Annotated in this window: 8 protein-coding genes; 4 read left to right on the forward strand and 4 right to left on the reverse strand. The window is 46.7% G+C overall.

The annotated features are described in order from the left end of the window. The 3 genes from ABDW16_RS24300 to ABDW16_RS24310 all read right to left on the reverse strand — a co-directional run. Positions 1 to 5,434: beta-ketoacyl synthase N-terminal-like domain-containing protein (locus tag ABDW16_RS24300; RefSeq protein ID WP_343673375.1), on the reverse strand; the 5,434-nt coding region annotated here is incomplete at its 3' end. Positions 5,435 to 6,093: 659 nt separating this feature from the next. Then, the gene (locus tag ABDW16_RS24305; RefSeq protein ID WP_343673376.1) at positions 6,094 to 6,864 is read right to left on the reverse strand and encodes a DUF6515 family protein; all 771 of its coding nucleotides are present in this window, start codon (positions 6,862 to 6,864) and stop codon (positions 6,094 to 6,096) included. Between the two features lie 127 nt (positions 6,865 to 6,991). After that, positions 6,992 to 7,648 (reverse strand): GIY-YIG nuclease family protein, encoded by a 657-nt coding sequence (locus tag ABDW16_RS24310; RefSeq protein ID WP_343673377.1) that lies wholly within the window; start codon positions 7,646 to 7,648, stop codon positions 6,992 to 6,994. Positions 7,649 to 7,744: 96 nt separating this feature from the next. Here ABDW16_RS24310 and ABDW16_RS24315 point away from each other — a divergent pair, with 96 nt between their 5' ends. After that, positions 7,745 to 8,641, forward strand: coding sequence for an aldo/keto reductase (locus ABDW16_RS24315; protein ID WP_343673379.1), 897 nt, complete (start codon positions 7,745 to 7,747; stop codon positions 8,639 to 8,641). Between the two features lie 144 nt (positions 8,642 to 8,785). Here the strand turns inward: ABDW16_RS24315 and ABDW16_RS24320 are convergent, their stop codons facing one another. Further along, a complete protein-coding gene (locus tag ABDW16_RS24320) occupies positions 8,786 to 10,354 on the reverse strand; it encodes a S41 family peptidase (protein WP_343673380.1) in 1,569 nt (522 codons plus the stop codon). Positions 10,355 to 10,604: 250 nt separating this feature from the next. Between ABDW16_RS24320 and ABDW16_RS24325 the strand changes: the two genes are divergently transcribed. The 3 genes from ABDW16_RS24325 (at position 10,605) to ABDW16_RS24335 (ending at position 14,666) form a co-directional block, all read left to right on the forward strand. After that, entirely contained in the window at positions 10,605 to 12,893 is a 2,289-nt protein-coding gene (locus ABDW16_RS24325; protein WP_343673381.1) for a GH92 family glycosyl hydrolase, read from the forward strand. Positions 12,894 to 13,119: 226 nt separating this feature from the next. Beyond that, complete coding sequence (locus ABDW16_RS24330) at positions 13,120 to 13,914, forward strand: N-acetylmuramoyl-L-alanine amidase (RefSeq protein ID WP_343673382.1); 795 nt, start codon at positions 13,120 to 13,122, stop codon at positions 13,912 to 13,914. A 5-nt stretch (positions 13,915 to 13,919) separates the two neighbouring features. Further along, positions 13,920 to 14,666, forward strand: coding sequence for a hypothetical protein (locus tag ABDW16_RS24335; protein ID WP_343673384.1), 747 nt, complete (start codon positions 13,920 to 13,922; stop codon positions 14,664 to 14,666). Positions 14,667 to 14,755 lie beyond the last annotated feature (89 nt).

The raw sequence follows: 14,755 nt of genomic DNA on the forward strand, positions 1-14,755 counted from the left end.
GACCGTTTAAGGTTTTGATACCCGCTAATTGTTCCACCACAGTTTCGTCGCTCTGACCGGTAGTTTTAAAACCTCCCAGGCGGGTGCGTAGTTCACCAATGATCTCCATACGCTTAATGGAGTCTATACTCAGGTCTGCTTCCATATCGAGGTCCAGCCCCAGCATCTCTTGTGGATAACCGGTCTTTTCACTTACAATTTGCAAAATGGTGTCTTTGATATCAACAGCAGGTTGTGGTGCGATGGCATGTTGCAGCGATACGCCACCAGCATCTGGCAATGTCTGTGCATCCACATTTTCGGCGATCCATTGCAGCAGGCCATTCAAAGTTTTTATACCTGCCAGTTGTTCTACAACTGCTTCTTCTGTTTTGCCGCTGGATTTAAAACCACCCATTTTGGTGCGGAGCTCACCAATGATCTCCATACGCTTGATAGAGTCAATGCTCAGGTCTGCTTCCATGTCCATTTCAAGACCCAACATTTCGTGTGGATAACCAGTTTTTTCACTGACTACTTCGATGAGGATGCGTTTGGTATCTCTCTTAGCGGGAGCTGGTGTAACAGCTGGCTGCTGCACCACAAGGGGAGCTGCCACAGGAGTCACCGGAGCAGCTATCGGCATTGCCGCCGGTGTATGCCCCAGGTATCCTAATATCACATCTCTTTGCGCCTGCACTAATAATTTCACACTATTCAGGTACTCCTGCACCATATGCTCTGCGTTCCCGGCGGGAGCAACTACCACAGGAGCACTGCCAATATTCAATTTTAATGGCTGTAGAACCGGCATCGCACCATGCGCGGGCAGCTTACCTACCGAAGGCACTGCCATATGCCCGTTTACAAACCACACGGTAGCACTCTTCTTATATTGAGCAGGATTATCCAATTGTAATACCTGCACATCTCTACCTTCAAAAAGTTGCGCTATGTTGATCGTTCTGCCCGTACTAATATACTTCGCCAGTGTATTCAGCAAATGCGTAATTGCATGCGGCGCCTTATCTTCTGTATGCAGTACCAGCGTTTCTTTACCCAATGTAGACTTTGCCAGGTTGCTCAATACCTTACCCGGTCCTGCCTCAATAAACACCCGCGCACCTGCCGCATACATCTGTTCTACTTCCTCTGCAAACAATACCGGTCTTACTATATGTTCCGCCAGTCTCTCCCTGATCTCCGCAGGTTGTGTTGGATATAACTGCGCAGTAGTATTAGACCATACAGGAATTGAAATAGTATTAAAATCCACATCCTTAATAGCCGCAGCGTACAGTGCCTTCGCACCCGCTATCACCGGACTGTGGAACGCGCAGGCCACCTCCATCTGTTTATAAGTGATCTTCGCTTCTTTGAGGCGTACCATCAGCGCCTCCATATCAGCCGTTTTACCAGCCAATGCCCACTGCGTAGGGGAATTATGATTCACAGGGTATACGCCTGTTCCTGCACCCGTAAATGCCTTCAACACATCTTCAGCACAACTCACCGCCACCATCATTCCCTTATCATCATTCACACCACCTAAAATTGCTTTTGCCCGCAGCTCACTTAATGGTACTAACTGGTCTGCTGCAAATGCACCTGCAAAACACAATGCCGGCAACTCGCCGTAACTATGTCCCGCTACCATATCAGGTGTAATACCCAACGATTGCAGGAACTGCGCCATTGCCAGATCCACAATTCCCAACACAGGTTGTGCTATCCTCGTATCTTTGATCTGCTCTTTCTGTTCCTGGATTGCCTCATTATTGAACACCGCAGGAGGGAACAACACCTTCTCATAGGCAGGATGTTTCTTCAGCAACTGCCGCATCACCGGAAATGCCACAAACAACTCTCTCGCCATATTAATCCGCTGGCTACCCTGCCCGGGGAACAAGAAGGCAACCTTTCCATCAACAGGCGCTGTCACATAAATGTCCTTAGAGGTAGCCCCAGCCAGTGCCAGGTCCAGTTTCATCATCAGGTCTTCTCTACCAGTGGCTACAATGGATAAACTAACCGGTTCCTGGCTGTACACCGCCAGGCTATAAGCCAGGTCCTTCAGTGATATACTATCATTGTTTTGGAGTATGCTGCTCACCGCTTTCAACAGCGGCTGACTATTACCTCTGAATACAAATAATTCTGCCGGCCAGGTCTTCATTGCCGTACTATCATCCTGCACAGTGGCATCATTTTCAATCACGGCATGGAAGTTCGTACCTCCAAACCCAAATGCACTGACACCTGCTGTACGCTTATCGTCCAGCCACAGGCCAGCTTCCGCATTAAATAGAAAAGGACTGCTCGCCGGGTTATAAAAACTATTCGGCGTCTTCATATGCAAGGTCGGTGGCTTGATACCATGATATACGGACAATGCCGCCTTGATTAATCCTGCCAATCCCGCTGCACACTTGGTATGCCCGATCTGTGTTTTCACAGAACCCAGGTAAGTCTGCCCGATCACAGCCCCATTCTGTATCAGCATATCAGAGATTGCGCTTATTTCAGTCTTATCACCTACTACTGTACCCGTACCGTGTGCTTCAACCAAACCCACTGTAGCCGGAGAAATACCACTCATTTCATAGGCCCGTTCCAGGGCTTTCACCTGCCCCGCTTTACGTGGTGCTGTCAACCCCAGGCTCTTTCCATCGCTGCTACCACCCACGCCTTTGATCACCGCATATATCTTATCTCCATCCCGCTTCGCATCTGATAATCTTTTCAGCACAATCATAGCTACCCCTTCGCCCAGCGCAATACCGTCCGCCTCACTATCAAAAGTTGCACACCTGCCTTTCTTTGACAGCGCGTGCGTGCTGCTAAACATCAGGTAATCATTAATGCCATTATGCAGGTCCGCAGCACCTGCCAGCACCATCTCAGACTTACCTAATACCAGCTCCTGGCAAGCCAGGTCTATTGCCGCCAGTGAAGAAGCACAAGCCGCATCTACGGTATAATTACGACCACCCAGGTCCAACCTGTTTGTAATGCGGCCAGAAATCACATTTGCCAGCACGCCTGGAAAACTGTCTTCAGTCATCCGCGGCAACACTGCTTTCAATTCCTCCGGCATCTCACCCAGGTATTGACGATAAGTAGACCTGAACCCATAACTATTCGCCAGGTCAGTACCTCCTTCTGCACCAATAATCACAGATACATCTTCTCCATTATATTCTTTGCCGCCATAACCCGCATTGTCCAGTGCCTGTTTCGCCACCAGCAATGCCAGCAACTGTGTAGGATCAATCGCCGCCAGCGACTGTGGGGGAATCCCAAACGCCATCGGGTCAAAATCAATACGTGGTATAAATCCGCCCCATTTAGAAGGAGACATTTCACCATCATTACTATTATTATCAAAATACAATGCCTTGTTCCAGCGCTCATCCGGCACCTCTGTGATGCAGTCTACACCATTCAATATATTCGCCCAGAACTCATCGATATTCTTCGCACCCGGATAGATACAAGCCATGCCAATGATTGCCACATCCAGCGCTTTTTCCGGCTGGGTAAGCGGCGCCGGCAATATTGCTTTGTCAATAATCGTCTGGTTCATAGCTGCCACATCTTCATGTAGTGCATGCATGGTCACAGTTTCATGTCGCATAGCTGCTACCTGGCCTATCATGTACATCCCTTCACTCAGCTGTTGCTTCGGTGCTATTTTTACCAATCCCTCTTCAGTTCTGTCCACGCCTTTCGCAGCTATACGCAGGCGTCCCACATTCAGTGATTCCAGTTTACTCCATATCTCTTTCTTATCTACATTGGCAGCAATCAGCTGTTCTTTTTCTTTATTAAAGTAATCGGCAAAAGGAGATTGCAGACAGCGGGTTTCATGCCCTGGTGCTGTTTCCAGTAGAACAGTATGGTTATGAGCAATAGCCTGATCCTGGAATTGCTGCAAAATGGCACCTGTTTCTACAGCTTCTTTCGTATAGATATAAGCAGTACCCATCAGCACACCTATCTTCGCACCTTTGGTAGCCAATGGAGCTGCCATCACGCCAATGAATGCAGCAGACAATGCATCGTGAATGCCGCCTGCAAAAAACAGGCTAAACTGGCCCGCGCTTTCTTCCTGCAGTAGCCTGTCAATCTGTTTTTCCCATAGCACAAAGCTGGACAAGGGGCCCACGTGCCCACCGCATTCGCGGCCTTCAAACACAAATTTCCTGGCCCCCTCTTTTATAAACATATCCAGCAGGGAAGCTGAGGGCACATGCAGGAAAGACTGAATGCCCAGCTGCTCCAGCGCTTTGGCCTGGGAGGGGCGGCCGCCGGCTATGAGCACGAATGGTGGTTTTTCTTCCTGTATGTAAGCAATCTGTTCATCTCTCAGCTCCTGCGGTGCAAAACCCAGTATACCCACACCCCAGGTTTTGTCACCGGCAAGTTGTTTGGTTTCGCGAATCAGGTTCTTTGCTGATTCGCCTTTCAATAAAGACAGGGCTACGAATGGCAGTGCACCTGCATTGGCTACAGCCGCAGCAAAAGCGGGCACATCGCTCACACGTGTCATCGGCCCCTGTGCAATGGGATAGGTAATGTTCAATTCCTTCGCCAGTGCATTGTCCGGGCTGATGACAGGCTGTGCCTGCGCCTGTCTGATATGCCCACGGATGGCATGGTGCATACCGGTGATAAGTCTGCCTAATTTCTTATATCGCTTTACAAGATCGGTAGAGATGGCAATGTCCTGACCCAGTGGCAAATAACCTTTGTCCAGTTCAAGCGTCTGAAGCAACGGTTCTAAAACAGCCATGGTAGCGTTTTCTGATAGCTCCGGAGAGTTGGGACGTACCAGTACACGATAGTGATCGATAATGCGGGTCTCATTGCCATTGAGCTTTTCGCATACGTTTTTTAATGCTTTAGGGGCTGTACATTCGGGGAAGAGTACCAGCTGACTATCCAGTACCACCCCGGTAGCGCCAGTGGCTATAAGGGCTGCTGCAGTGTGAATACCTACACCGCCCTGAACATATATTGGAGTGTCAGGTATTGCTTTTACCGCCTGCTGGAAGAGAATGTAAGATGATTCGTCGCCTGTTTTACCACCGCTTTCATTCCCTTTGAGAATGATGCCGTCGGCTTTCTCTTTCTTTGCCAGCTTTGCTTCGGCAAGACTATGTACCTGGTAATACAGTTGTATTTTCTTCGGCAATTTTAATTTCATTCCATAGGGCGCAATCACCAATGTAACCTGCTCAGGGAGAGAAATATCTGCAACACCGGGATGCACAATACATATACCGAATGGTTGCGACAGTTGTTGGGCCAGTGCAGCCAGTGCCGCTTCAGCCACTTGTCGGTTACGTCCTAAATGAAGTACAGGGAAGGCTTTCGCTTGCGCCAAAGCGATGGCCAGGTGAACGTCAGGGCTTTCGAACGGGGTGATCCCGATAATTATAGAACTATTCATACTAGGTTATTTGAGTTAGGTAACGGGCATACCTATACCGCACTACGATCATCGGTTGATCATAGTAATGCTATACCTCGTTCCTGGATTATGTTAATATAGCTATTGTGCCTTTGAGCCTACTATGTTGACGTCTGGACATAGTATTCCCATCCTGTTTTTACGAACTGGAATTTGTTTTCATAGCGCAGACTTATTAAAGGCTAAACTGGCCTGGATCTCACATGAACAACTGTTCTTTCTTGCTACAGATAGTTAAATGGCTGAAAGAGACCTATTCTTGCAGCTACTATGTATTAATGAAAATAAAAACGACTCCGGTAATGATTATTTATCACTTGAAGATAAACTGATGCAACAACACTATAGATTTCGCATATCCCTGCCGGGTTCGGTACTGTATGATAGTTGTGGGCTTCATAGACTTAATATACTATGTGATCTGGTTATTTGAGATGTATTAAAGGAAAAACCTTTAATGTTATGTTAAAGCTAATGAATTTTCCTCAAAAAAAATATAGGGGTTAGCGATGAATCGATAGTTCGTAACAGGAAATTAATACCTGTTAATAATACTAATATGAGTAGAAATGGGTAAATCAAAAAAAGACAAATGGCACAGAAACCCGTGCCACTTGTCTCAAATTGTAAACAGTTAATTAGTTATCTGCCGACATTTTTCCAACGAGTTTATATCCCCTGGAATTGTCTGCGTTAGTGACTTCCTGGTAATACATACCATCTGGAGACACGTATAATTGTTGACCATTAATCTCTACTCCCCTGCAGCCATTTGGCAGTTGTTGCAGTATCTCCGGCTCAGGTGCAGGTGCTGGTTGTTCGTCTTGTGTTTTACCTGTATCCAGCTGTCCGTTCTTACCTACCACCACATATTTTACTTGTTTATCCTGTAGGATTTCCTGGTAGTAAGTCCCGTTCTTTTCGTAGTAAGTATTCCCGTCAATCACCACGGTATTTACCCCACTGGGTAAACTCGGTATTACTACACCCATTGGCGGGTCTACTACCTGGTATTGTTCACGTTCAGAACCTTCGGCTATATATGGCTGATAGAAGTATCCGTCAGCGTAGTAATAAGGGCCCCATGCCGTGTTGAAAGAGAGAAAACCATAAGGCAGTACGTTCACCACGAATCCTATTGGCATGCCGTAGTAACGGTATGGACGATAATAGTATGGACGGGGATAATGAGCATAGTAAGGAGAACGGTAATAACCACCTGCATATATTCGTGGACCTGCAATCGCGGCACCTATACCGATTCCTACACCGATCCTGGTACCACCCCCAACTACTATACGGCCACCGCCGCTCCAATGCCCACGACCACGTTGTGCATATGCACTATCAATTGTTGCGATACTTACCAGGGCTATAAGGGTCAGCAACAGGGAAATCTTCTTTTTCATTTTTCTAAGCTTTTGCCTCAGTTTAAATATTAGATCGATCCGGATACGGTAAGTTTAACGTTAGAACCCGCTTTAACATTTTATGTGAAGGTAAATTTCCGTGGCTTAAAACCCGCTTAAAATGGCATTAAAACAACTGGTTGCGGAGTATCCTTTTGATCATCTGGATCGTGTTGCGGCTTATTTGCCCCTTATATTTATTCAGAATGGCAACTTCTGTGCTGCCAGCGCTCAGTTCGTTCACCACTGGCAACCATTTGCTCAGGAAGGCGGAGTTAGGGGTACGATATTTCAGTAGCCGGCGTACGGTTTCTATAACTGCTTTTGGCACAGTGCCTTCGTGTAGTTCAAATACTTCATCCGTGCTCAGGCCCAGGTCTATATCCTGTGCCACGCGGCTGTAATCCTGCAGGTATTTTTCATTGGCTTCCATTACCTGCAATAAGGGATCGTCGCTATAGCGGATCTGTCCATATTGTTTGGCTTGCTTATGTATACGGCTGAGTGCGTAATTGCGGGCAACATTGTCACAAATGACGAGGTCGGAGGGTTGGAGCTCGAACCATTCACCTTTTACCCTCTTGTGCTGGAATATTATATGAAGACATTCTTCCAGGTCGTCCATATTGGCAGCAGGGTACTGGCGGATCACACGGAACATCACGGGCAGGTGAGTATGATAGGAAGAAAGCCTTTTCTGCAGGTCATGGGTCTTCCCAATCTTGTAGAGGTTTTTTCCTGTATTGATAATATAAACACACTTGCCAATGAGGACTTGTTCCATAAATGACAGAATGACAATCCGAGGATATGAATGCAAAATGTAGAAATTTTTTTAATAATGGTGCTATTTTTTTGCGGGGGCAGTTAAATTAGTAGGATGAAATATAATACCCTGGGTAAATCAGACCTTCAGATCAGCGAAATCGCTTTTGGATGCATGTCGCTGGGAGAGAATACATTAGAGAATACTTTCCTGGTGCACCGCGCGCTGGAAAAAGGGATTAACTTCTTTGACACAGCAGATCTGTACAACCACGGGGATAACGAAGTACAACTGGGACAGGCGCTGAAAGGGAAACGGGAGAAGGCAATTATTGCCACCAAGGTAGGGAACCAGTGGCGGGCGGATAAGAGTGGGTGGGATTGGAATCCTTCCAAAGCGTATATTCTTCAGTCAGTAGATGAGAGCCTGCGCCGCCTGGGTACTGATTATATCGACTTGTACCAGTTGCATGGTGGCATGATCGAAGATCCTATTGATGAGACCATTGCTGCGTTTGAACAACTGCAACAGGCCGGGAAGATCCGTTACTATGGTATTTCTTCTATTCGCCCGAATGTGATCAGGGAATATATCAACCGCTCCAATATTGTGAGTGTAATGATGCAATATAGCCTGCTGGATCGCAGACCGGAAGAAACCTGTTTAGATTTATTAAAATCAAATAATATCGGGGTATTAGCCAGGGGCGGAGTGGCCAAAGGTTTACTGGCGGGCAAGCACCCGGAACCTTACCTGAACTATGACGCTGCCGCTGTGGCAAAAGCTGCACTGGCGGTCGCCAATATTTCAGGGCAGAACCGTACACTGGCACAGACTGCCTTACGGTTTGTACTGCATCAGCCAGCCATTGCTGCGGCAGTAGTAGGGATCAGAACACAAAATCAACTGGAAGAAGCGGCAGGGGTATTTAAGTCAGCTGCGCTAACGCCCGCAGAAATAGCGGAACTGGAACAGGCCATCCAACCAAATGTCTACGACCAGCACCGATAAATGGCGTAGTACTTCTTTGTAGTTAGCCGCAGGCCACACCTTGCCTATGGCCAATCAGCACTTTTGTGTAGCCGGCCGCAGGCCCTGCCCCAAAATAAAACCGCTTTTGCCGTAGGCAAAAGCGGTTTTATTTCGAAAGAGTGCTTATTTCAATTTCTTTCCTAACCTGTAATCCACCATCCCATTAAACTTCTTCGTATTCAGCTGCGTACCTGAAACCCGCAACATCCCATTATTCCCCGCAGCAAGCCTGCCCCCGCTACTTACAGGATAACTACCCGTAGTCAGGTAAGTCTTAATGTTATACAGGTTCTCATCCCCGGTTAAACTTCCCCATGGCGCATCGATATAATCACCCGCTGAATCCGTTGGTGTAATACCTGAATAATACCCCCCAACATGGCTGGAATTTTCCGTAGCAAAGTTGATGGCATACAAATCTGCCAGGTATTGCTCCTTACCCGTACTGTCGTAATCAGACAAAGTAAATGTGATAAACCCAACAGGTTTACCATAAGTAGTAGTACCTACCAGCTGTACATCCATATAAGGTCGCAGGTTATTCAGCGTCATCTCGCTGGCAGAGGCTGTATTGCCCGATGTAATGAAGAACACATGATCCAGTGCCAGACCACCTGTAGTAGCCGGGAAGTTTACACTGGCTTCCAGCCCTACCTGGTCCAGGTTAGCCGTCAGCTTATCATTGTACAGGTAATAATACATGGTCTTACCCGCAGCGCTGGAAGGCGCAATTGCACTATCCAGGTATTCCGCCGTAGTTACAGAACCGCCGCCGTTGTAGCGCAGGTCTACAATCAGGTTAGTGATACCTGCTGCTTTAAATTTGGTAAACAGGGCATCCAGGACTGTTTTGGTAGGGGAAGCCACTCCTTTACTGGTATAAGTATTGGTAAAAGTATAGAATACAAAATATCCCACCTTAGCCCCATTGATGGTATAAGTGGTATCGAACAGTACCGGGTTAATATTATAAGTGGCAGCAGTCAGAGAATAACTGGCGGTGGTAGACGAGGTACCTACCTTTGTCACCTTCAGGCTCACAGAAGTGGAATTGTAAAGTGCATTGGTCACCTTGGTCGTATTTGTACCTGAAGACCCATCATAGGCAATATCCGTATCCCCATTGATGGCCGTAATCCTGTCTCCTCTCTCTAATCCGGCCTGGCCGGCAGGAGAATTTTTGTCTACATAGAGCACATAGAGGTAAGTGGTCGTTTTATTCGCATCTGCATATACATAAGTCACTTCCAGTCCGAAGTCGCCAGAGGTAGCGGCCACCTTGGTGAGGGAGCCAGATACCCCATCCTGCAGGGAGCTGGACAGCGATCCTGTTCTGTCCAGGAAACTATACCTGTCCAGTGCAGTGGACCCTGTTCCCACGGAATACGCTTTCATGGCTTCCAGCAACGCATCGGCTGTGGAATAGGTGCTGCTCAGTGGATTCAGGGTAGGCACATTGGAATACCAATAGTAGGTAGGCAAATCGGTTGTGGTACTTCGACCCCCATTTACGTAGCTCACCTGCATGGTATTATACATCAGGTATTTCAGTGAATCCTCGTCGGAAACAGCAGTGCCGGAGGTAGTGGTAGTAGTTGTACTCCCGGATTTGCTTTCTTTCTTACAGGCAGAAAAAAATCCTGCACACAGCGTACCTACAGTCAGTACGGCCAGCGTAAATCTTTTATTCATGAGAAGGATGGATTTTCAATGAATTGATATTGATACAATACGACAGTATTGGACTCTGGGGTTGGTTTAAAGTTTACTTTTTAAGGAAAAGTTAATATTCTCCGGGGAAAACCCTGTTTAGCTAAAACAATTTAGCCTATCTCCACGCGCCAGTACAGCTATTCTTCCATTTATAAAATAAATGGTATTTTACCCTGCGAAAACTTATTTTTACGTCCTTTATCATGCTAAAATTCCAGACACTCGCAACATGAAAAAACTCATCATTCCGGCCCTTTTGCTGGCATCCTGTTTTGCAAAGGCCCAGACTGTGAACAGCGTCTCTGACCCGGTGGAATGGGTCAATCCACTTATGGGAACAGATTCAAAGGGTTCCCTGTCAACTGGTAATACCTATCCAGCCATTGCCTGCCCATGGGGTATGAACTTCTGGATGCCGCAAACCGGCAAAATGGGCGATGGATGGGCATATACCTATCATTCGGACAAACTGCGCGGTTTCAAACAAACCCACCAGCCCAGCCCATGGATCAACGATTATGGCCAGTTTGCCATCATGCCGGTGACCAAATCCGTAAAATTCAAAGAAGATGACAGAGCCAGCTGGTTCTCGCACAAGGCGGAAATAGCCAAACCATATTATTATAGCGTATACCTGGCCGATCACAATGTGACCACGGAAATAACGCCCACCGAGAGAGCTGCTGCCATCCGTTTTACCTATGGTAAGGAAGACAGTGCTTTCGTAGTAATCGATGCGCTGGACAAAGGTTCTTACATCAAAGTATTGCAGGCGGAGCGCAAAATCATCGGTTATACCACCAAAAACAGCGGTGGTGTGCCAGCTAATTTCAAAAACTACTTCGTACTCACTTTCGATAAGCCTTTCACTTATGTGGCTACCTTCAAAAACGGTGAGCTGAGCAAAGGTGTTGCAGAAGCACAGGAAAATCACGTAGGTGCCGTAATCGGCTTCTCTACTGTGAAAGGGGAGCAGGTAAATGTAAAAGTAGCTTCTTCCTTCATCAGCCCTGAGCAGGCGGTATTGAACCTGAACACAGAAATAGGCACCAGTACTTTTGAAGCCATCAGGGATAAGGCAAAAGCTGCGTGGAATACTGAAATGAGTCGTATCAAGGTAGAAGGTGGTACATCTGACCAGACCCGTACCTTTTATTCCTGCCTGTACCGTTCTATGCTGTTCCCGCGCAAATTCTATGAATACGATGCGAAAGGTGCCGTGGTACATTACAGCCCTTACAATGGCCAGGTGCTGCCCGGATATATGTTCACCGACAATGGTTTCTGGGATACTTTCCGTGCCCAGTTCCCATTCTTCAACCTGATGTACCCGTCTATGAACTCCCACATCATGGAAGGTATGGTGAATGCTTACAAAGAAAGTGGCTGGTTGCCTGAGTGGGCAAGCCCCGGTCACCGCGATTGTATGATCGGGTCCAACTCTGCTTCCCTGATTGCAGATGCTTACCTGAAAGGTGTAAGAGGTTTCGACATCAATACGGCGTACGAAGCGATCATTAAAAACTCCAACAACGAAGGTCCGCTGGAATCAGTAGGTCGTAAAGGAGTGAAATACTACAACAAACTGGGTTATGTGCCTTATGATGTGAAGATCAATGAGAACACTGCCCGTACCCTGGAATACTGTTACGATGACTGGACCATCTGGAAACTGGCAGTAGCCCTGAACCGTCCGAAGGCAGAAATCGACCGTTTTGCTAAACAGGCACGTAACTACCGCAACGTATTTGATGCGGAAACCAAATTAATGCGTGGTAAAAATGAGAATGGTAAATTCCAGGCTCCTTTCAATCCAACCAAATGGGGAGATGCATTTACAGAAGGTAACAGCTGGCACTATAGCTGGTCTGTATTCCACGACGTACAGGGGCTGATCAACCTGATGGGGGGCAAAGAGACCTTCGTACAGATGCTGGATTCCGTATTTGCAATGCCACCGGTATTCGACGATAGCTACTATAACTTCACCATTCATGAAATCCGCGAAATGCAGATCATGAACTTTGGTCAGTATGCACACGGTAACCAGCCGATCCAGCACATGATCTACCTGTACAACTATGCAGGTACTCCATGGAAATCACAGTACTGGCTGAGGGAGGTGATGAACCGCCTGTATTCAGCTACGCCTGATGGTTATTGCGGTGATGAGGATAATGGCCAGACTTCTGCCTGGTATGTATTCAGTGCACTGGGCTTCTACCCGGTTACACCTGGTGCTCCTCAGTACGTGGTAGGCGCACCTTTGTTCAAGAAAGCGACCGTAAAACTGGAAAATGGTAAGGAGATCGTAATCAATGCGCCAAAAAACAGCGACGAAAACCGTTATATCAGATCTGCTACCTTCAATGGTCAGAACCTGACCAACAACTGGCTGGATTACAATGCTTTGATGAAGGGTGCAACTATCGACTTCGATATGGATGCCACGCCTAATAAGAGCAGAGGCACTTCTGATAAAGATGTACCTTATTCCATGACCCAGGAGGTTAAATAAGAGAAAATAATATCATTACAGATAGAAAGCCCCCTCAATCGAGGGGGCTTTTTTATTGTGATCCCATAGTGCAACTTCATCATTATTTCGTCATTAAAAGGACATCAAAAGGGCACCTCAATATCCCAGGGATATTGAGGTGCCCTTTTGATGCTGTTTTGGTGTAGGTATAGTACTAAGAGTACACTAAGGGAACGTTGGTATTTAAATTGTATGTTTGTTAGCTATGAAACAGGTCAGACTATTACTTTGCTTAGCCCTTCCGGCTATTTTATTCAGCTGCGCACATGCTCCATACGGTACTACTAACAAGGTATACCGCAAGCAAGCCAAAACTTACGCCCGTACTTTACGTGCGGAACCTACTGGGCAATGGATCGGGACTACCAATTTCAATATGCGCAAACCGAACTATGTTATTATTCATCATACCGCTCAGGGTACCTGCGACAGTACTTTCAGGACGTTTACCCTGACCCGCACCAATGTTAGCGCGCACTATGTAATCTGTAAAGATGGCACCGTAGTGCAAATGCTGAATGACTACCTCCGCGCATGGCATGCCGGCCTGTCAAAATGGGGAAATGTAACAGATATGAACTCCTGTTCCATCGGCATTGAACTGGATAATAATGGTTTTGTGCCTTTTCAGCCTCAGCAGATCAATAGTCTGATGGTCTTGCTGGATACCTTAAAACACAGGTACAATATCCCGGCTGCGAACTTTATAGGTCATGGAGATATTGCCCCTACCCGCAAAAATGACCCCAACCGGTATTTCCCCTGGCAGCAACTGGCCGAAAAAGGTTTTGGCCTCTGGTACGATACCACTGGCATAACCCTGCCTGCGGATTTTAATACAAAACAAGCACTGCGCCTTTTTGGTTATGATGTGAAGGATACCAGTGCTGCCATCATTGCGTTTAAAAGGCACTTTGTACCAGCAGATTCATTAACCGGCATAAACCTGGATGAAGGAGAGAAGAAAATACTCTATAACCTCATGCAAAAAAGTGAATAACTGATATGAAAAGGATACTCAGTAGCTGTCTGTGTTTATTTTTCTTTATATCGGCCGCTATGGCCCAGAAAGGGGATTGGTATACATGGAGCACAGGCACCACGCCTGCGGTCCATGTAACCATCAGCGGGGATGAAATTGTGCTGGATCGTACCGATCCGGCATCGAGACAAGGCGGAATCAGTGGCAGAAAGTCGAACAACCTGGAAGCCGAGCACCTGAGTATCATTAAGAAAGTAGAGAAAAATAACCGGACATACCTGGTCTTCCAGTCATTCGATGGGTTGTATTTTGTAACGACCCTGCAGAAAACCCCATCCGGCGATTCTGTACTGATGTATTGTGCAGATGGGATAGAAGACGGATATAAAGGACTGAATGAAGCCCTGGAGGCAATTGGAAAAGATAAAGGGGCCAGTTTCTATATCACCCTGTTTAAAAAAGAAGTGATTGACGCGGAAAAACGCAAAGGCCCTGTATCAAAGATCAAAGAGCAGGAATTTGGCGCTGCCCTGCAGGCATTCAATGACAAGATGGATAAATTCTGGCAGGATAGGGGATATGGACGTTTTGACCCCTACCACGGTTTTATGAACCTGATTTATGGAAATGCCTTCGCCAATGCATTTGGAGATAAGTATAGCAAACTGAGCCTGATCACGAAAGAATTAAAGATTCCTATTAATAATTATAGCAATAACCCCACTATCCGCCGGCTATTAGAAGCAGCCGGGTTCCTGAAAAGCGAATAAATTTTATAAAAAACTTAACAACTTAGTCTATAAGACTTGTAGGTTAATGAAATCCTCCTTAATTTTGACCCTGTATTTAACAATCGTGG

Origin of the sequence: Chitinophaga sp. (genome assembly GCF_039596135.1) — a bacterium.
In the GTDB taxonomy this organism is placed as follows: domain Bacteria; phylum Bacteroidota; class Bacteroidia; order Chitinophagales; family Chitinophagaceae; genus Chitinophaga.